An 18,427-nucleotide genomic window follows, 5' to 3' on the forward strand; every position below is an offset into this window, starting at 1 on the left:
ACGCCGACGGCTAGCTGCCGAGCCGCCGGCCGGTCGCCTCGGCGACGCGCGTGAAGTACTCGCGGAACACGCCCTCCGCCGTCTGCGGCAGCACGGCGGAAGGCGTCTGCGTGAAGACGAAGGGCACCGGCCGGGTCCCGAAGAGCGGAGCATCGGGGGACTTCACGAATCCGAACCTCAACCGGCACCGGTCCGCACGGCGCACGTCGAACTGGACCGCGAGCCAGCGCGCCGGAGTCCGGAAGTGGAAGTCGGTCGTCGGCGGGAACTCGAAGAGCTCGAAGACGCCCCGATCGAAGCGGAGGAAGAGTCCCTCGTATTCGAGTTCGAGAAGATCGGGGGGGGGTACGGGGTTCATGGCGCCTCCGGTTCACATTCCGCTGCAATCGAGCCCACGATAGACGCGAGGCGCGCCGTCGAGGGTGAGGGCCACCGTCCCGGTGCCGACGGTGAGCGGCATCTCCTGTCCGATGCAGTCGATCTGCGTGACGCTCGCGCCCGTCGCCGCGACCGTCAGCGCGGTCTTTGTCGGCCATGGATCCAGCCAGAGCTCGGGGGCGGCGAACGTGCTCCCGGAAGGGTCGTGGCCGGCGTTCAGGATGTAGCCGTCGGCGCGGTTCCACAGCACGGCGAGCTCGCCCTCCGGCGTATCGAACAGGAGGCCCTTGTTGTCGTCGTCCGTGAAGGTGAGCCAGCGGACGAACGTCGCTCGATCGAGCAGTCGTGCTGCGTTCGCGTAAGCGAGCAGGGACGGTTTCGCGCTGGTGTCGCGGTTCATCAAGCCGTAGTGGTACTCGGCGTCGGTCGGGTTCGCGACTTGGGGGTTGCCGAGCACGCTGTCGTGGAACTGGTACCAGCACACGCAGCGGACGCCCTCGGCCTTCGCGAGTGCGAGGCTCAGGAACACGTTCTCCGCGGCGTGCCGGTAGGTGTCGTACCACCACGCGTTGGGCTTGGTGCAGGCGTACGCCTCGGTCATCCAGATCTCCTTCGGCCCGTACTGCGCGATGAGCGCCTTGAGCCTGCGCAGGCCGCCGAGGAAATTCCAGTAGGTGCCGTTCGCGCCCGCGTCCACGGGGCCCTGCGGATCGTAGTCGGGGGTGAAGTTGCCACGACCGGGGTGGAAGGCGATGCCGTCGATGAGATCCCAGCCGCCGGCGCTGTGGAAGTTCTGCACCCAGGGCTCGTCCATCCCCGCGAGTCCGTTGTTCAGCAGCTTCAGCGACGCCCCGGTGGCGACCACGCGGTCGTGCACCGGGCGCAGCGCCTTGTCGACGTACGCCTGCGCCGCCGTCCCGGTGTTGAACGGGCGGTTCAGCTCGTTGCCGACCTCGAAGTACTCGGCGCCGGCCGCGACGGCGGTCGTGGTGTTCGTGGCCGCCCAGGCGGTGGCCTCGGCAGCGGTGGCGGTCAGTGAGGGCTGCAACTCGATGTTGTGCGACATGCCGCGTGCGTCGAACGCGGAGGGCGGCAGTCCAGGGCCGCCGTCGTACGAGATCCGGACCCGGTCCACGCCGATGCTCTGCCAGAGGTCGAGCACGGCGGTCGCGGAGGGCACCTGGAGCCAGGGGTAGTTGGCCATTCCGAACATGCTGTCCGCCGTCGCGGGGTGGTCTCGGGGCGGAACCGCCGCCAGATTCGTGCGGGCGAACGCCTCGATCCCGCCGGAGACCGCGGCGACCTCGGTGACGACGAAGCCGGATCCCGGCGCGGTCAGGGTGAAGGCGTGGTCGAGGGTCCCGGTGGCGGGCACGACCACGGAGACCGTCTGACTGGCCAGCAGGGTCCCGTTGAAATCACGCGCCCACCAGACGAGGTCGACGGCGCGATCGGCCGCCGCGCCGTTCGCGACCTGGGCGGAGATCGCGATCTGCTGTCCGGCGGATGCCCACAGCCCGAACGGGCGGTCCGTCCACACCTCGATGCCGAGGTCCTGTGCCGTGCCGATCGAGGCGACCGCCGACGGCCGCTTGTCGCTGAAGAAGAAATCCGCCCGGCTCACGACGCTGCCGTCGGTCTGGAGCACGCCGGGCGCGTGCACCCAGGTGGAATTGGTCCAGGACTGACGGGAGCGGTCGAGGATGAGCAGCCCGTGCAGCGCGCCCCATGTCGACGTGTGCGCGACGCCCACCGCGTCCTCGAAGGGGATCCCGCCGGCGGCGTCCCGCTTCCACTCGGTGAGTGCGACATAGCCGTCCGACTCGGTCGCCGACAGGACCGCGCGACTGAACAGGAAGCCCTCCGGGGTGAAGGTGCTGGACCCCGAGGCATGCCATTCGAGCCGGACGTGGCGGGTGCTGATCGAGAAGAGCCCGTACACCGCGATCGGCCCGGCTGCGGCGGACATCACGTAGTCCATCCGGATGGCCGGGGTGCCGTCGGCGAGCGTCACGAGCGTGGGCGTTCCACCGGTGGACACCTGGATCCCCGTCACGGTGTCCTTGGTCTGGAACTTGGAGCCCTGCAGGCGGATGACGCCCGTGCCGTCCTTGATCGCGACACGGCCGCCGGGGCTGGCGACGATGCTCACCCCGTCGGCGCTGAGGGTCAGATCACCCGCCGCCGCAGTGGCGCGGATCGGACTCTGGGCTGCCACGAGGAGTGCTCCGGCCGCGAATGTCGCGCCGAGGAATCCTCGGCGCGTGAATCCTGCGCTTCTCTCGTCCTGGTTGGTCATCGGATCTCCATCGATCGTGATAATGCGCATTAGCGCGTGAGCGTTCTACAGTCTGATCACCCTTCCGGTTCGAAGTCAAGATGACTTGCGCTTTCTGAAGATACGCATTAGCGTCGGCGTCACGCCTTGGTGATAGGCATTATCAGACGCGGAGGATGGACATGTCGGGGAAGACGGGCAAGACGACCCAGAAGGAGATCGCACGGATCGCCGGGGTCAGCCAGACGACGGTGTCGCTCGTGCTCAACGATCGGGACGGCACGAACGTCCGCATCCCCGAGGCGACGAGGGAGCGGGTGCGTCGCGCTATCGAGCAGACGACGTACGTGGCCGATCCCGCCGCGCGCAGGCTCGCCGGGCTCGACAACAAGATCCTCGGCGTCTTCACCTACGAGTCCGCTCTGACCGCGGAGAGCATGGACTTCTACGGACCGCTGCTCAACGGGATCGAACGCGCTGCCGAGCAGTACGACTGCGACCTCCTGTTCTTCACCAGCTCGCCCGTCGAGAACGGCTCGCGCCGCCTGTTCCACCGGAACACCCGGTTGCGCCTCGCGGACGGCTGCATCCTGCTCGGTCAGCACATGGACGGGGAGGAACTGGCCCGTCTGGTCAGCGAGGGCTTCCCGTTCGTCGCCGTCGGACGACGCGACGAGGCCGAAGGCGTGCCCTATGTCGGGATCGACTACCGCGCACTCACCCGCGATCTGGTCGCGCGGGCAGCCGAGCTGGGCCACACGTCCGCGGTGTACCTGCACGGTGACCGGGACACCCCGTCGTCCCGCGATCGACTCGCCGAGATCGAGGCGGCGGGCGCGAACGGAGCGCTGTCCTTCCGCTCGCTCCCGGAGGTCGGTGGGGATCTCGCCGCGATCGCGCACAGGATCATCGAGAGCGGCGCGACCCTCGTGGTCGCCGAGGACGCCTTCGCCGCCGAAGATCTGGCGCTCGCCCTCGAACGGCAGGGCGTCGCACTGCCGGCCCAGGTCTCGATCGCCGCGCTCGGCGAGGTGCAGAGCCACACCGTCGGAGGCCTGCGCCTCTCCGGATTCCACACGCCCCGACAGCGCATCGCCTTCGAGGCGCTGGGCCTGCTCAGGGAGCTGATCGCGGCTGACCCCGAGAGCGCGGGCGCGATCGATCGGCAGCGCCTGCTGCAGGGATCCCTCGAGCTCGGCGAGACGCTGGTGGCACGTCGGGCCGACGCATGAGGGAGCTCCATGCCGACGTCGCGATCATCGGAGGCGGGCTCGGCGGCGTCGCTGCGGCACTCGCCGCCCTCGGCCGCGGCAACCGCGTGATCCTCTCCGAGGAGCATGCGTGGCTGGGCGGCCAGCTCACCTCCCAGGCTGTTCCCCCCGATGAGCACATCTGGGTCGAGCAGTTCGGCGTCACGGCCCGGTACCGCGCGCTGCGCGACGGGATCCGCGACCACTACCGCTCGTTCTACCCGCTCACCGAGGCCGCTCGCCGTGACCCGCGGCTCAACCCCGGGCTCGGACGCGTGAGCAGGCTCTGCCATGAGCCCCGGGTCGCCGTCGCGGTCATCGAACAGCAGCTCGCCCCGCACCTCTCCAGCGGCCGGCTCACCGTCCTCCAGCCCTACGCGCCGACGGCGGCCGCGGCGGCCGGACACGTCGTCTCCTCCGTGACCCTTCGCCATGTCCATGACGGCACCGAGGTGCGGGTCTCGGCGCCGTTCGTGCTCGACGCCACCGAGACGGGCGAACTGCTCCCGCTGACCGGGACGGACCACGTCGCCGGTGCGGAGTCGCGCTCCGAGACGGGGGAGCCGAGCGCGCCGGAGCAGGCCGATCCCGGCAACCTGCAGGCGATCTCGTGGTGCTTCGTCTTCGACCACGTCGAGGGTGCCGACTTCACGATCGAGCGACCGGAGACCTACGACTACTGGCGTGACTACGCCCCTGCGTTCTGGGGCGACCGCCTGCTGTCGTTCACCGCACCCCAGCCCCGCACCCTCGAGCCCGAATCCCGCACGCTCCACGTCAACCCGCCCTACGGCGCGGAGCGTGCGGCGCAGGATCCCCGTGAGGATCCCGGCGACCTGGACCTCTGGGAGTTCCGCCGGATCATCGCCCGTCAGAACTTCCTGCCCGGTGCCTACGAGAGCGACATCGTCGTGGCGAACTGGCCGATGCTGGACTATCTCGACGGGTCGATCATCGACGATCCGGACGCGGAGGCCCACCGTGCGGCCGCGAAGGAGCTGTCCCGCTCGTACCTGTACTGGTTGCAGACCGAGGCGCCGCGGCCCGACGGCGGAAGAGGCTGGCCAGGACTCCGTCCGCGCGGCGATCAGACGGGTACCGCGGACGGGTTCGCGCAGGCGCCGTACATCCGCGAGTCGCGCCGCATCAAGGCGGTCACCACTGTCGTCGAGCAGGACATCTCGGTCACGTCGCGCGGTCACGCCGGACCGGCGACGTTCCCCGACTCGGTCGGCATCGGCATGTACCGGATCGATCTGCACCCGTCGACGGGCGGCGACAACTACATCGATGTCGAATGCGCACCGTTCGAGATCCCGCTCGGCGCGCTCGTCCCGGTCGAAACGCGCAACCTCATCCCGGCCGCGAAGAACATCGGCACGACCCACATCACCAACGGGGCCTACCGGCTCCATCCCGTCGAATGGAACATCGGGGAGTCCGCGGGCGAACTCGCGAGCTTCTGCATCGATGAATCCACACTTCCGAGACATGTGCTCTCGGACCCGGAACTGCGACAGCGGTTCCAGAGCCGGCTCGTCGAGTCCGGTATCGAGCTCCACTGGCCGGAAATCCTCGGCTACTAGCGAGTCCCCTCCTATCAAGAAAGCCCCCCATGAACACAGCAAAGAAGCTGGTCGGCGCTGCGGCCCTGGCGACGGCCGCGATCGTCGCGATCACCGGATGCAGCGCCACCCCGAGCACCCCTGTCTCCACGACCGCCGCCCCGAACAGTGTGGCGCTCCGGATGACGGTGTGGACCTCGAACGAGGCGCAGCTCGCGCTGTTCGCCTCGATCGCCGACAGCTACAAGTCGACGCACCCCGAGATCAAGTCCATCACCTTCGACAGCCTCCCGTTCGCCGACTACAACACGACGCTCACGACGCAGATCGCCGGCGGCAACGCCCCGGATCTCGCGTGGATGGGGGATCTCTCCAAGGATCTGATCGCCTCGGACGCACTGCTTCCGCTCACTCCCGCGCTGAAGGACACGAAGGGGTGGGGGTACGGGGACCTGCTGCCCAGCGCGACAGCGGAGTTCACCCGCGACGGCCAGCTCTACGCCTACCCGTTCTCGAACTCGCCGTACGCCCTCTACGTGAACAAGGACCTCCTCGCCGCCGCGGGCCAGTCGCTGCCCGCCTCCGGCGTGACCTGGGACGAGGTCGCGAAGATGGGAGCGGCGGTGAACGCGGCGACGGGCAAGGCGGGGTTCGTCATCCGGGACTTCGACTACTCCGCATGGAACACCCTGGCCACGGTCTGGACAGGGTGGGGTGCGAGCGCATGGAACGCCGACGGCACGAAGTGCACCTTCGACGACGACAAGATGGTGGGTGCGTTCACCTTCCTGCACGACGCCGTCTTCAAGGACGCCGCGATGCCCGGCCCCGGCACCAAGGCCGACTTCTTCGCCGGTGACTCGGCATTCACCGTTGCGCAGGTCTCCCGGGCATCGCTGCTCACCGGCACCTTCGGCTACGACGTCGTGCCGCTTCCCGCAGGTCCCGCCGGAACGTACTCGGTGATCGGGCAGGCTGGCATGGGTGTTCTCCGCACGAGCGCGCATCCTCAGGAGGCGACATCCTTCCTCGCCTATATGACCGGCCCGGAGAACAGTGCCAAGCTCTCTCAGTTCTTCCCCTCGGCGCGCACCTCGCTGCTGACCGGCGAGAAGCTCGCGGCGAACAACACCAAGCTCACGGCGGAGCAGTTGCAGAGCGTGGTCGTGGATCAGATCCCCGACGCCGTCACACTGCCGAACCACACCAGCCCCGCGGAGATCGCGCAGAAGGGCAAGACCGCTCTCGATGCGATGTGGAAGCCCGACGCCGACGTCAAGAAGGTGCTGAGCTCCGTCTGCTCGGCGATCTCCCCGCTCCTGGCGAAGTGACGATGACCTCCACCCCCACCGTGCCCCGGGAGGCGGCCCTCGCCGCCTCCCGGACTCCCGGCAGCCAGGATCCGGTGCGCCGGCCCGCCAGACGGTTCTGGACCATGAGGCGTCGAGACGCCGCCGCGGGCTACCTCTTCATCGCGCCTCAGATGATCGGCGTGGTGCTGTTCGTGCTCATCCCCGTGGGCCTCGCGATCGTCTACAGCCTGAACAAGTGGAACATCTTCACAGGGCAGCTCACCTTCGTGGGCGGGGCGAACTACGCCGCGCTCGCTGCAGATCCGCAACTGCCGAGCGTGCTGGGCGCCACCGCGGTCTTCTCCCTCGGCGTGGTCGTGCTCAACATCGGGCTCGGGCTCGGCCTGGCCGTGATGCTCAATCGCCGGTTCCGCGGCGTCACGTTCTTCCGCACCCTGTTCTTCTCCCCGGTGGTCATCTCGGTCGTCGCCTGGACCCTCGTCTGGGGGTTCCTGCTCCAGGACAACGGCGGGATCAACGCCGTGCTCGCTCAGATCGGGATCCACGGACCCAACTGGCTGCAGGAGGGCCCGACGGCGATGGGAGCCGTGATCGTCACCCAGGTCATCCGCAGCGTCGGCGTGAACATGGTCCTTTTCCTCTCCGCGCTGCAGGGGGTTCCCCGCGAGCTCTACGAGGCGGCGCGCATCGACGGCGCCGGCAGCCGCACGATCTTCACGCGCATCACTCTGCCGCTCATCTCGCCGACGCTGCTGCTCACGAGCATCATCACGATCGTGGGCGCGCTGCAGGCGTTCGCGCAGATCGCCGTGCTGACCGAGGGCGGCCCCGCGCTGTCGACGACGGTGCTCGTCTACTACGTCTTCCAGCAGGCGTTCACGTTCAACAACATCGGATACGGCTCGACCCTCGCGCTGATGCTGCTCACCTTCGTGATGCTGCTCACCGTGCTGCAGTGGCAGCTCCGAAGGAAGTGGGTCTTCTATGAGCACTGAGACGTTGCCCGCCGCGGGGTCGAGGATCCCCGTTCCGAGGGCTCCGTTCGTTGGTGCCCGCCGGCCCGGGGGCGCCGTTCTCCGTCGGATCGTGCTCTACGTCGCGCTGGCCGTGATGGCGCTTCCGTTCGTCGTGCCGACGGTCTGGATGGTCGCCTCCTCGTTCAAGCCGCTCGACCAGATCTTCGCCTCTCCGCCCTCGATCTTCACGGCGTCGCCGACTTGGGACGCCTATGTGCAGGCGTTCGGCTTCCAGCCCTTCGCCCGTCAGTACGCGAACAGCGTCTACATCGCTGTCGTAGTGACGCTCATCGTGCTGCTGGTGTCGAGCCTGGCGGGTTACGCGTTCGCACGCCTGCGGTTCCCGGGGCAGAACGTCCTCTTCCTGGTCGTGCTGGTCGGACTGCTCGTGCCGGGGGAGGTGACGATCGTCCCCCTCTTCCAGATGTTCAAAGGCGTGGGGCTGATCAACACGCATTGGCCGCTCATCCTCGTGACCGCTCTCGCCGCGCCGTGCGTACTGGCGACCTTCATCATGCGGCAGTTCTTCATCGCGCTGCCGGTCGAACTGGAGGAGGCCGCAAGGCTCGACGGACTCGGCCGGTTGGCGATCTGGTGGCGGATCTGCCTGCCGCTCGCGAAGCCCGCGCTCTCCGCGGTCGCGATCCTCACCTTCCTCGCTTCCTGGAACCTGTACCTCGAACCGACGGTGTACCTGACCTCGCCGGATCTGTTCACCCTGCCCCAGGCGCTCACCCGTTACACCGACGCATACGGCGGCGAGATGTGGAACACCCAGTTGGCAGCCGCGACCATGACCGTCGTGCCGGTGCTCGTGGTCTTCCTGATCGCACAGCGGCAGTTCGTCGAGGGTCTGGCCCATTCCGGGCTGAAGGGCTGAGCGGCCGAGTTGCGACGGCACGCTGGGCGGCTGCCGGGTCAGTCGCGGTCCTGCGCCACCTCGAAGTACAGGTCGGCGTGCAGGGCGCAGCCAGGATTGAACGATGCAGTGCAGTGCGGGCAGGCGGTGACCCCGAGGTACTCGCGGATCTCGAGTTCGTGGCCGCAGACGCCGCACAGCACGGCTTTCGCGTCCTGCTCGGCGAGCGCCCACGGGCGGGACGGATGGTCGGCCGTCTCGGTGTGGCAGAGGTGGCACGGGTAGTACTCGCCGCAGCACGCGAAGCGGATCGCCACCACGTCGAGCTCGGTGCGATAGTGCACGCAGCGGGTCTGCCCGTCGACCGGACGCCCCTTGATCTCGAACTGCTCCGCGCCCATGGTGACGATCCTAGGCGCAGTCCGGGTTCAATCCCGGTGCACGTCGACGGGCACGATCATCGGCGTGCCGGCGATCGGATCCGGGATCACGACGGCTTCGAGGTCGAACACCTCGCGGAGCAGCTCGACCGTGACGACGTCGCCCGGCGCGCCTTCGGCGACGATGCGGCCGTCGCGCATCGCGACGAGATGGTCGGCGTAGCGGGTGGCCAGGTTCAGCTCGTGCATGACGACGACCACCTGCGTGCCGCGCTCGCGCGAGAGCCGCACCAGCAGCTGCAGCAGCTCCACCTGGTGGGCGAGGTCGAGGTAGGTCGTGGGCTCGTCGAGCAGCAGGATGTCGGGCTCCTGCGCGAGCGCCATGGCGACCCACGTGCGCTGCCGCTGTCCGCCGGACAGCTCGTCGATGGAACGCGCGGCGAACTCCGTCATGCCGGTGACCTGGAGCGCGTCGGCGACGACCTCGTCGTCGCGGTGGTCGCGCCCGCCCAGCCAGCCGCGGTGCGGCGTGCGCCCGCGGTCGACGAGGTCGGCGACGCTGATCCCGTCGGGGGCGACCGGCGCCTGCGGCAGCAGGCCCACGATCCGCGCGACCTCCTTCGTGGGCAGCTGCGCGATCGCGGACCCGTCCAGAAGCACGGATCCGCTGCGCGGCTTCAGCAGCCGGGCGAGGGTGCGCAGCAGGGTCGACTTGCCGCAGCCGTTGCCGCCGACGATCATCGTGATCCCGGATCCGGGGAGCGCCAGGTCGAGCCCGTCGATGACCGGGTCGCCGTCGTAGCCGACGGTCAGGGCTTTCGCCTCGAGGGTGTGCGAGCTCATGCGCGCGTGCGTCCTCTCATCAGGAGCCACAGCAGGAACGGCGCGCCGATCGCGCCGGTGACCACGCCGACGGGCAGCGTGATCGGGAACAGGTGCTGCCCGACCGCGTCGCCGGCGAGCACGATGATCGCGCCGAGGAGCGCCGAGACCAGGGGGAGGGCCGCGTCGCGTCGGACGAGGCGCAAGGCGATGGGGCCTGCGAGGAACGCGACGAATGATATGGGCCCGGTCAGCGAGGTGGCGACCGCGATGAGCAGCACCGCGCACAGGATCAGCAGGATCCGGGTGCGCTGCGGACGCGCGCCGAGCGCGGTCGCCGAGTCGTCGCCGAGACGGAGGACCGGGAGCGCGCGCGCCGCCACGAGCGCGGTCGCCAGCAGCACCACGAGCGCGGGCGCGGTCGGGGCCAGCTGATCCCAGAGGCTGCGGCTGAGGGATCCGGCCATCCACACGGTCGCCTGCTCGGCGGCCTTGACGTCGGAGCGGGTGAGCACGTAGCTGATCACCGCCTGGAGGGCAGCGGCGACGCCGATGCCGACCAGGACGAAGCGCAGGCCGGAGAGCCCGCGACGGGAGGCGAGCGCCCAGATGAGGAGCGCGGTCGCGAGCCCTCCGGCGACGGCTGCGCCCGATACGACGAGCCCGGACGCGCCGAAGAAGGAGATGGCGGTGATCGCCGCGGCGCTGGATCCCGTGCTGATGCCGATGACATCGGGGCTCGCGAGCACATTGCGCAGCAGGGTCTGGAACAGCATGCCGCCGAGGCCGAACGCGGCCCCCGCCAGCAGGGCGCCGACGGTACGGGGCAGACGCAACTCGACCACGGCGAAGCTCACTCCGGGCACGGCCTGTCCGCCGAGCGCGCGCAGCACGTCGGGCAGGGCCAGGGTCTTCGCGCCGAAGACGAGACCGGCGGCGCACAGGGCGACCACGACGACGGCGAGTCCCGCGATGAGCGCGGCATCGCGCACCGCCTTGCGGCGACGGGCGATGCGGAGCCGCTCGGCGGGTGCGGTGCCGGCCGCGGTGCGTGCGGCGTCGAGGACGATCACAGACCCACCGCCTTGCGACGGCGCAGGAGCGCGATGAACACGGGGGCGCCGACCACGCCCGTGACGATGCCCACCTCGAGCACGCCGGGGCGCGCCAGGATCCGCCCGATCACATCGCAGACGAGGAGGAACGCCGCACCGGCCCCGGCGGAGAGCGGAACGATCCAGCGGTAGTCGCTGCCCGCGAGGAAGCGGACCGCGTGCGGCACCGCGAGCCCGACGAAGCCGATGGGGCCGGCGAGAGCCGTGGCCGTGCCGCACAGGAGCACGACCGCGAGCACCGCGGTGAGGCGGGAGGCGCCGACCCGCACGCCCAGCCCGCGGGCGACGTCATCCCCGAGGGCGAGCGCGTTCAGCCGGCCCGAGCAGGCGAGCGCGAGCACCGCGCCCAGAGCGAGGAGGCCACTCAGCTGGGCGAGCGAGGAGAACGATGCCGCGGTCAGGGATCCGACCTGCCAGAACCGGAAGCTCTCCAGCGTCGACTGGTCGACGATGAGGATCCCGGTGATCACGGCCGTCGCGATCGCCGTGACCGCGGCACCCGCGAGGGCGAGCGTCACCGGGGTCGCACCCCCGGGACTCGCCGCGGCGGCGCCGTAGCCGAGCACGACCGCCACGGCCGCGCCGGCCAGAGCGCACCACACGATCACGAGCGGCGCCTGCCACCCGAACAGCGTCATCCCGAGCACCACGAACAGCGACGCCCCGGCGTTCACGCCCAGCAGCCCCGGGTCGGCGAGCGGGTTGCGGGCCATGCCCTGCATGAGGGCACCGCCCATGCCGAGCGCCGCGCCGACGAGCAGCCCGGTGATCGTCGTGGGCACCCGGGAGAGCACGGCCGCTTGGTCGGTGGAACCATCGGGGCGCAGGAATGCGTCCCACACGGCGTCTAGCGGCACAAGGCGTGCGCCGAGGGCGAGGGAGAGCAGGGTCGCGGCGAGCAGGGCGACCAGGCACACGACGAGCGCCCACGTCGGGGACAGACGCACGCGACGGCGTGCCTCGGATCCCGACGTGGGTGTCGTCGGCGCAGGGGCGAGGGTCATCAGGCCTTGGCGGCGGCCTCGCCGAGCATCTTGGCGTAGGTCGGCAGCGCCCACGGGATGGACAGCACGGTGGGCGCGGAGACGGCCATGAGAAGGGCCTCGTCGTTCATGAGCACGGCGGATCCCTTCTTCACGGCGGGGATCCGGCTGAGCAGCGGATCGTTCTGAAGGGTCGACAGGTCGCCGCCCTGCACGTAGACGACCGCGACGTCGGCGTCGAGCTTGTCGGCCTGCTCGGCCGAGATCGTGCCGACGAAGCCCTTCTCGTTCTTGGCCAGGTCGGTGATCGAGGTCGGGGTGGTGAAGCCGAGGTCGTTCAGGTACTGCACGCGGGTGTCGCTCGGCACGTAGTACTGCACCTTGCCGAGATCCTTCGCGTCGACCCACATGACCATGCCGGTCTTGCCCTTGGCCGCCGGGTACTTCGCCATCTCGGTGGCCATGGCCTTCTCGGTGTCCGCGATCAGGGCCTTCGCCTCTGCGGACTTCCCGAGCGCGGTGCCGATCATCGTGGTGGAGTCACGCCAGGACGTGCCCCAGGGGGCGCCCGGGTAGGCGACGGTGGGCGCGATCTTGGTGAGGGTGTCGTACTCCTGCTTCGTGAGGCCGGAGTTGGTGCCCAGGATCAGATCCGGCGAGGTGTCGGCGATCTTCTCGTAGGGGATGCCGTCGGTCTCGTCGTGAATCGGCGGGAGCGTCGCCTTGTCGGCGTCGATCGCCTTCTTCGTCCACTCCAGGTAGCCGTCGCCGTCCGGGTCGCCGAAGGTCGCCTTCGGGATCGTGACCGGGATGGTGCCCAGGGCGATCGCGGCGTCGAAGCTGCCCCAGCCGATCGTGGCGACGCTCTTGGGCGCCGACTCGACGACGGTCTTGCCGTAGACGTGCTCGACGGTGGCGGGGAATCCGCCGTCGGAGGAACCGGTTCCGGTGGCGCTGGGCGCGGATCCGGTCGAGCACGCGGTCAGGGCGAGCGCGCCGGCGGTCAGGAGGCTGAGGACGGCCGCGCTGCGGCGCAGACGAAGGGAGGGCATGGATCTCCTCGAAGAACGGAACGGGTAGGTAGGTAAGCCTAACCTATGCTGTCCGACTCGGAGGAGCATCGTGCGTCCCTGCGGAATCCTGGCGGCTCGCGCACGGGGACGAGGGCGGACAGAGAAGCGGAGGACCGCCCGAACGGGCGGCCCTCCGCAATGAGGTTCAGCGACGCTCGATCACCTTCGTGACTGCGCCTGCGGCCAGCAGGATCAGTCCGGCGAAGAGCAGGAACGGGTCGTAGGACCCGGTCTGCGCGAGAGAGCCGTTCCTCGGGGTCGCTGCATGCAGGCTGCGTGCGGCCCCCACGAGACCGCGGGTCACGTGGGACACGACCTGGACTCCAGCGTTGCCGGCGCCCGGTGCGGTCGCTCCGGTGCCCGTCCCGGGTGTTCCGGTGCCGGGTGTGCCCGGAGTGCTCGTGCCCGGGGTTCCGGGAACGGTGGGCAGACCGGGGAGGGATCCGGTGATCCCGCCGATCACGCCGGGGAGGGATCCGATGATCCCGCCGACGACGCCGGGCAGCGCGCCTGTGACCGAGCTGACGACGCCGGTGAGCGTCGACGGAAGGGACCCGGTGACACCGCCGACGAGGCCGCCGAGGTCACCGATGGGCAGGTTCGGCAGACCTGGGAGGGTGCTGCCGTTGCCCGGGGTGCCGCCGGTTCCGGGAAGACCCGGAATCGAGGGCAGGCCGGGGACGGTGGGCAGCCCCGGAAGGCTGCCGGTGATTCCGCCGAGGTTCGGCAGGCCCGTGCCCGGGTGCGGCTCACCAGGGAGGATCCCCGAGAGAGCACCCGTCAGGTTCCCAAGACCGGGCAGGCCCGGGAGGGTTCCGCCGTTGCCGGGGGTTCCCGTTCCCGGGACGGTGGGCAGGCCCGGCAGGTTGCCGGTCAGTCTGCCGAGTGCGCCGGTGACGGCACCGATGGGCAGGTTGGGCAGGCCCGGCAGGGTTCCGCCGTTGCCGGGGGTTCCCGGGTTACCGGATCCCGGGAGGCCCGGGACGGTGGGCAGCCCCGGAAGGCTGCCCGTGATTCCGCCGAGGACTCCGCCGAGGTTCGGCAGCCCCGGGAGGGCGCCGCCGTTACCGGGGGTGCCGGTTCCCGGGAGGCCCGGGACGGTGGGCAGGCCGGGGACGGTGGGCACCCCCGGAAGGCTGCCGGTGATCCCGCTGAGGTCGGGCAGGCCCGGGACGGTGGGCAGGCCGGGGACGGTGGGCAGGCCGGGGACGGCGGGCAGCCCCGGAAGGCTGCCGGTGATCCCGCTGAGGACTCCGCCGATGTTCGGCAGGCCGGCACCGGGGTTCGGCTCGCCGGGGAGGACGCCCATGAGGGCCCCCGTCAAGCCGCCGAGGTTCGGCAGACCCGGGAGGGCACTGCCGTTGCCGGGCGTGCCGCCGGTTCCGGGAAGACCCGGAATCGAGGGCAGGCCGGGGACGGCGGGCAGCCCCGGAAGGCTGCCGGTGATTCCGCCGAGGATCCCGCCGAGGCTCGGCAGGCCCGGGAGGGCTCCCCCGTTACCGGGGGTTCCGGTTCCCGGGAGGCCCGGGATCGAGGGCAGGCCGGGGACGGCGGGCAGCCCCGGAAGGCTGCCGGTGATTCCGCCGAGGATCCCGCCGATGTTCGGCAGGCCCAGGAGGGTTCCTCCGTTGCCGGGGGTTCCCGGGTTACCGGTTCCCGGGAGGCTCGGGACGGTGGGCAGGCCGCCGGTCAAGTTGCCGAGGACCGGCAGGGTGACCGAGGCGTGCGGTGCGGTGGTGCCGGTGGTGGGGACGGCCGCGTCGACGTAGACGTTGGTGGCGTCGGTGCCGATGCGGTCGGTGGTGGACACGCCGTTGGGGCCTGCGGTGAGGTCCCAGACGTCCTTGATTCCGAGGACGTTGAGGTTCTTACCGACGTTCAGGCCGTTCGGGGTGGTGCCGGTGTGAACCGTGCCGACTCCGGGAACCGGAATCGTGATCACACCCGTGTTGCCGCCGGTGCCGGGGAGACCTGGAACCGAAGGCACGCCCGGGACGGACGGCAGACCCGGGAGGGATCCGGTCAACCCGCCGAGCACACCGGTGAGGTCACCGATGGGCAGGGTGGGCAGGCCAGGGAGGGTTCCGCCGCCGTTGCCCGGGAGGCCCGGGACGGACGGCAGACCCGGAAGGACGCCGGTCAGGTTGCCGAGGTTCGGCAGGGTGACGGCGGCGTGCGGTGCGGTGGTTCCTGTGGTGGGGACGGCTGCGTCGACGTAGACGTTGGTGCTGTCGGTGCCGATGCGGTCCGTGGTGGAGACGCCCTTGGGGCCGGCGGTGAGGTCCCAGACGTCCTTGATTCCGAGGACGTTCAGGTTCTTTCCGACGTTCAGGCCGTCAGGGGTGGTGCCGGCGCGAACGCTTCCGACACCGGGAATGGGAACCGTGACGACACCCGTTCCCGGAGTTCCACCGGTGCCCGGGAGACCCGGTACCGAGGGCAGCCCCGGAACGGAGGGCAGGCCTGGAAGGCTGCCGGTGATTCCGCCGAGGACTCCGCCGAGGTTCGGCAGGCCCGGGATCGAGGGCAGCCCCGGAATGGTTCCTCCTCCATTACCTCCGGGGGTGCCGCCGGTGCCCGGAATGCCGGGAAGGGATCCGCCGCCGGGAAGCCCCGGGACGGTGGGGAGGCCGCCGGTGATTCCGCCGAGGTTCGGAAGCGTCACCGACGCGTGCGGGGCCGTGGTCCCGTTCGTCGGAACCGCTGCGTCGACGTAGACGTTGGTGGCGTCGGTGCCGATGCGGTCCGTGGTGGAGACGCCCTTGGGGCCGGCGGTGAGGTCCCAGACGTCCTTGACTCCGAGGACGTTGAGATTCTTTCCGACGTTCAGGCCGTCAGGGGTGGTGCCGGCGTGAACGCTGCCGACACCGGGGATGGGAACCGTGATGACACTCGTGCCCGGAGTTCCACCGGTGCCCGGGAGACCCGGAACCGAGGGCAGACCCGGGAGGGACGGGAGTGCCGGCAGGCTGCCGGTCAGACCGCCCAGGACTCCACCGAGATTCGGCAGACCGGGAAGGGATCCTCCAGTACCCGGGGTTCCGCCGTTACCGGGCAGACCCGGAACGGTGGGCAGGCCCGGGAGGCCGCCGGTGATTCCGCCGAGGTTCGGAAGCGTCACCGACGCGTGCGGGGCCGTGGTCCCGTTCGTCGGAACCGCTGCGTCGACGTAGACGTTGGTGGCGTCGGTGCCGATGCGGTCAGTTGTAGACACGCCCTTGGGGCCGGCGGTGAGGTCCCAGACGTCCTTGATGCCGAGGACGTTGAGATTCTTGCCGACGTTGAGCCCGTTCGGCGTGGTACCGGCGTGAACCGAACCGACCCCCGGGAGGGGAACCGTGATCACGCCCGGAGCTCCGCCACTCCCCGGCAGGCCCGGAATGCCTGGCAGCGAACCACCAGGAAGCCCAGGAAGCCCAGGAAGACCCGGAAGACCCGGAAGACCCGGGGTGCCGCCGTTGCCGGGCAGGCCGGGAACGGTGGGCAGGCTCGGCAGGTGTCCGGTGATTCCGCCGATCGTGCCGGTGACACCGCCGAGGGTGTCGCCGATGTTCGGCAACCCCGGCAGCGACGGGATGCCCGGGAGCCCGGGTGTGCCGCCGTTGCCCGGGAGGCCCGGGACGGTAGGCAGGCCAGGAACGGTGGGAAGACCGCCGGTGATTCCGCCGAGGGCGCCGGTGACGCCGGACGTGGTGGCGTCGGCGACCCCGTTGACGGTGTCGGCGACACCATCGCCCGCCGCCGCGACGACCGGGCCGACGGAGTCCGCAGCGCTGCCGGCAGCAGCGTGCGTGACGTCGTCGACGGTGTTCGTCACACCGGTCGTCGCCGCGTCGGTGACGCTGCTGACGGTGTCCACGGCGCCATCGGTCGCGGCCGTGGCGGCCTGGACGACGGAGCTCGTGACGTCGGGGACGGAGGGGACCGTAGGCAGACCCGGATCCGTGCCCCCACCCGAGGGGACCGTTCCCGTGACCGTGCCGAGCGTGTCGCCGACGAGCTGCGAGACGTCCTGCGTGACCGCAGGAAGACTGCCGGTTCCTCCGCTTCCGCCCTGCGACGGACCACAGGCTCCGGCCACGAGGTTCGTGACCGCGGTGAGTGTGCTGCCGACGACGTTGCAGCCGCAGTCGGCGCCATTGGGTGGCGCCTCTGCGGCATTCGCCGCCGTCGCGCCGGCGAGAGTGATCCCGCCCGCGATGAGCGTGCCCCAGAGAGCACGCTTGACGATGCGATTCATGTTCTCTTTCCTTCTGATCTGGGGATGCGCGAATGCGCGATGACACGTGCCGCCTCGAGGGCGGTCGTGCCCCGATCAGTCGGGAGAGGAGTCGTGGTCCGCGACCGGTGAGACCGGCAGGCGGTCATCGCCTGCGGATCCGGTGCGGACGGTCAGCAGACGGTCGCCCGCCGACAGGGAAGAGATGGTGCCGAAGAGGCGCACGTCGCTCGTGCTCCCACCGGATGCGGATCCGGTGCCGGGCACCCCGAACTCAGACGTCGGGGAACCCGACGGATGCCGCGCGGGCGCCGCAGGTGCGGTCGCCGCCGGGGGCGCGGAGAGCGCTGCCGTGAGGACGTCATCGACCGCGGGAAGTGCAGGCTGCGCCCCATCCCGGGCGGATGCGAGCACGACAGGCGGAATCGATGCGGAGGAGACCGGCTCCCGCGTGCCTTGGGGAGCGGGAACGGTGGGGGCTCCGACCGGATCCGAGACCGACGGTGAAGGCACGAGAGCGGTTGCGCCCCGTACCGTCTCGGTCACGGTGCCGACGGTGCCGTCGACGGAGACGGCGATCCGCGGGAGTGCAGCGGTCACGGCGTCGAGGGTCGTCGGAACTCGATGCAGCACGGCGTTGACCGGCGCGAGCACGGGGCTCAGCGCCGGGGCGACGGTGTCAGCGGTCGTCGTGACGGCGTCGATCGCCGCGCCGGCGGTCTGATCGACTCCTTGCACGACCGGAAGGACCGTCTCGACGATCGGCGCGATCAGGGGTGCCGCGGGCGCGGAGACCTCCGCGGGCGCCGGGCCTGCTTCGGAGACGGACGCCGTGTCCGTGATCGCGTCAGCGACGGGAGCGGGGAGCACCTCGGAGACGGAGGTCTGCACGGCCGAGAGCGTGCTCTGCACGGTGACCGGCCCTTCGGTGATCGAGTTCTGCACCGCACCGACGGTGCTCTGCAGCGCGCCGATGATGCTCGGGGGTGGTGGGGGTGCGGTTTCCGCCGCCTGCGCGGATCCGGATCCGAAGGCGATCGACAGCGCCACCCAGCCGAGGGCGAGGAATCCGCCCGCGATCGCACCGGGGACGAATCCCCGTAGCGACCACGTGCGACCCTGCATGATTACCCCCCGATATATCACTTACCGCACAAGGTATGCCCCGGAGGGGGT

General features: G+C 70.3%; 14 protein-coding genes. 5 read left to right on the top strand and 9 right to left on the bottom strand.

Going from position 1 to position 18,427, the window contains the following annotated elements; all coding sequences use genetic code 11:
- Positions 1 to 10 precede the first annotated feature (10 nt).
- Positions 11 to 358 (bottom strand): hypothetical protein, encoded by a 348-nt coding sequence (locus LXM50_RS08715; protein ID WP_233310924.1) that lies wholly within the window; start codon positions 356 to 358, stop codon positions 11 to 13.
- 12 nt (positions 359 to 370) lie between these two features.
- Complete coding sequence (locus LXM50_RS08720; protein WP_233310925.1) at positions 371 to 2,596, bottom strand: hypothetical protein; 2,226 nt, start codon at positions 2,594 to 2,596, stop codon at positions 371 to 373.
- A gap of 242 nt (positions 2,597 to 2,838) precedes the next feature.
- Here LXM50_RS08720 and LXM50_RS08725 point away from each other — a divergent pair, with 242 nt between their 5' ends.
- The 5 genes from LXM50_RS08725 (at position 2,839) to LXM50_RS08745 (ending at position 8,680) form a co-directional block, all read left to right on the top strand.
- The gene (locus tag LXM50_RS08725; RefSeq protein ID WP_233310926.1) at positions 2,839 to 3,888 is read left to right on the top strand and encodes a LacI family DNA-binding transcriptional regulator; all 1,050 of its coding nucleotides are present in this window, start codon (positions 2,839 to 2,841) and stop codon (positions 3,886 to 3,888) included.
- Positions 3,885 to 5,492 (top strand): FAD-dependent oxidoreductase, encoded by a 1,608-nt coding sequence (locus tag LXM50_RS08730; RefSeq protein WP_233310927.1) that lies wholly within the window; start codon positions 3,885 to 3,887, stop codon positions 5,490 to 5,492. The genes LXM50_RS08725 and LXM50_RS08730 overlap by 4 nt, the downstream gene beginning before the upstream one ends.
- Before the next feature lie 29 nt (positions 5,493 to 5,521).
- Entirely contained in the window at positions 5,522 to 6,802 is a 1,281-nt protein-coding gene (locus LXM50_RS08735; RefSeq protein ID WP_233310928.1) for an ABC transporter substrate-binding protein, read from the top strand.
- A gap of 2 nt (positions 6,803 to 6,804) precedes the next feature.
- The gene (locus tag LXM50_RS08740) at positions 6,805 to 7,779 is read left to right on the top strand and encodes a carbohydrate ABC transporter permease (RefSeq protein WP_233310929.1); all 975 of its coding nucleotides are present in this window, start codon (positions 6,805 to 6,807) and stop codon (positions 7,777 to 7,779) included.
- 91 nt (positions 7,780 to 7,870) lie between these two features.
- Positions 7,871 to 8,680 (top strand): carbohydrate ABC transporter permease, encoded by an 810-nt coding sequence (locus tag LXM50_RS08745; protein ID WP_233310930.1) that lies wholly within the window; start codon positions 7,871 to 7,873, stop codon positions 8,678 to 8,680.
- A gap of 38 nt (positions 8,681 to 8,718) precedes the next feature.
- Here the strand turns inward: LXM50_RS08745 and LXM50_RS08750 are convergent, their stop codons facing one another.
- The 7 genes from LXM50_RS08750 to LXM50_RS08780 all read right to left on the bottom strand — a co-directional run bounded on the left by LXM50_RS08750 (position 8,719) and on the right by LXM50_RS08780 (position 18,376).
- Positions 8,719 to 9,060, bottom strand: a complete 342-nt coding sequence (locus LXM50_RS08750) for a CHY zinc finger protein (protein WP_233310931.1) — start codon at positions 9,058 to 9,060, stop codon at positions 8,719 to 8,721.
- A gap of 27 nt (positions 9,061 to 9,087) precedes the next feature.
- Positions 9,088 to 9,882 carry an ABC transporter ATP-binding protein gene (locus LXM50_RS08755; protein WP_233310932.1) on the bottom strand — a complete coding sequence of 265 codons (795 nt, stop codon included), beginning with the start codon at positions 9,880 to 9,882 and terminating at the stop codon, positions 9,088 to 9,090.
- Positions 9,879 to 10,934: an iron chelate uptake ABC transporter family permease subunit gene (locus LXM50_RS08760; protein WP_233310933.1), complete on the bottom strand. Its 1,056-nt coding sequence runs from the start codon at positions 10,932 to 10,934 to the stop codon at positions 9,879 to 9,881. Before LXM50_RS08760 ends, LXM50_RS08755 begins: the two co-directional genes overlap by 4 nt.
- Positions 10,931 to 11,980 carry an iron ABC transporter permease gene (locus LXM50_RS08765; RefSeq protein WP_233310934.1) on the bottom strand — a complete coding sequence of 350 codons (1,050 nt, stop codon included), beginning with the start codon at positions 11,978 to 11,980 and terminating at the stop codon, positions 10,931 to 10,933. The genes LXM50_RS08760 and LXM50_RS08765 overlap by 4 nt, the downstream gene beginning before the upstream one ends.
- Positions 11,980 to 13,011 (bottom strand): iron-siderophore ABC transporter substrate-binding protein, encoded by a 1,032-nt coding sequence (locus LXM50_RS08770; RefSeq protein WP_233310935.1) that lies wholly within the window; start codon positions 13,009 to 13,011, stop codon positions 11,980 to 11,982. The genes LXM50_RS08765 and LXM50_RS08770 overlap by 1 nt, the downstream gene beginning before the upstream one ends.
- 166 nt (positions 13,012 to 13,177) lie before the next feature.
- Positions 13,178 to 17,272, bottom strand: a complete 4,095-nt coding sequence (locus LXM50_RS08775) for a hypothetical protein (protein WP_233310936.1) — start codon at positions 17,270 to 17,272, stop codon at positions 13,178 to 13,180.
- A gap of 75 nt (positions 17,273 to 17,347) precedes the next feature.
- The gene (locus LXM50_RS08780; protein ID WP_233310937.1) at positions 17,348 to 18,376 is read right to left on the bottom strand and encodes a hypothetical protein; all 1,029 of its coding nucleotides are present in this window, start codon (positions 18,374 to 18,376) and stop codon (positions 17,348 to 17,350) included.
- Positions 18,377 to 18,427 lie beyond the last annotated feature (51 nt).

It is taken from the genome of Microbacterium sp. Au-Mic1 (assembly GCF_021341785.1).
Lineage (GTDB): Bacteria > Actinomycetota > Actinomycetes > Actinomycetales > Microbacteriaceae > Microbacterium.

Excerpts from the sequence above, each read along its gene's own strand:
- LXM50_RS08715 (WP_233310924.1), bottom strand. The coding sequence starts at position 358 with ATGAACCCCGTACCCCCCCCCGATCTTCTCGAACTCGAATACGAGGGA.
- LXM50_RS08725 (WP_233310926.1), top strand. The coding sequence starts at position 2,839 with ATGTCGGGGAAGACGGGCAAGACGACCCAGAAGGAGATCGCACGGATC.
- LXM50_RS08730 (WP_233310927.1), top strand. The coding sequence starts at position 3,885 with ATGAGGGAGCTCCATGCCGACGTCGCGATCATCGGAGGCGGGCTCGGC.
- LXM50_RS08735 (WP_233310928.1), top strand. The coding sequence starts at position 5,522 with ATGAACACAGCAAAGAAGCTGGTCGGCGCTGCGGCCCTGGCGACGGCC.
- LXM50_RS08740 (WP_233310929.1), top strand. The coding sequence starts at position 6,805 with ATGACCTCCACCCCCACCGTGCCCCGGGAGGCGGCCCTCGCCGCCTCC.
- LXM50_RS08750 (WP_233310931.1), bottom strand. The coding sequence starts at position 9,060 with ATGGGCGCGGAGCAGTTCGAGATCAAGGGGCGTCCGGTCGACGGGCAG.
- LXM50_RS08755 (WP_233310932.1), bottom strand. The coding sequence starts at position 9,882 with ATGAGCTCGCACACCCTCGAGGCGAAAGCCCTGACCGTCGGCTACGAC.
- LXM50_RS08765 (WP_233310934.1), bottom strand. The coding sequence starts at position 11,980 with ATGACCCTCGCCCCTGCGCCGACGACACCCACGTCGGGATCCGAGGCA.
- LXM50_RS08770 (WP_233310935.1), bottom strand. The coding sequence starts at position 13,011 with ATGCCCTCCCTTCGTCTGCGCCGCAGCGCGGCCGTCCTCAGCCTCCTG.
- LXM50_RS08775 (WP_233310936.1), bottom strand. The coding sequence starts at position 17,272 with ATGAATCGCATCGTCAAGCGTGCTCTCTGGGGCACGCTCATCGCGGGC.
- LXM50_RS08780 (WP_233310937.1), bottom strand. The coding sequence starts at position 18,376 with ATGCAGGGTCGCACGTGGTCGCTACGGGGATTCGTCCCCGGTGCGATC.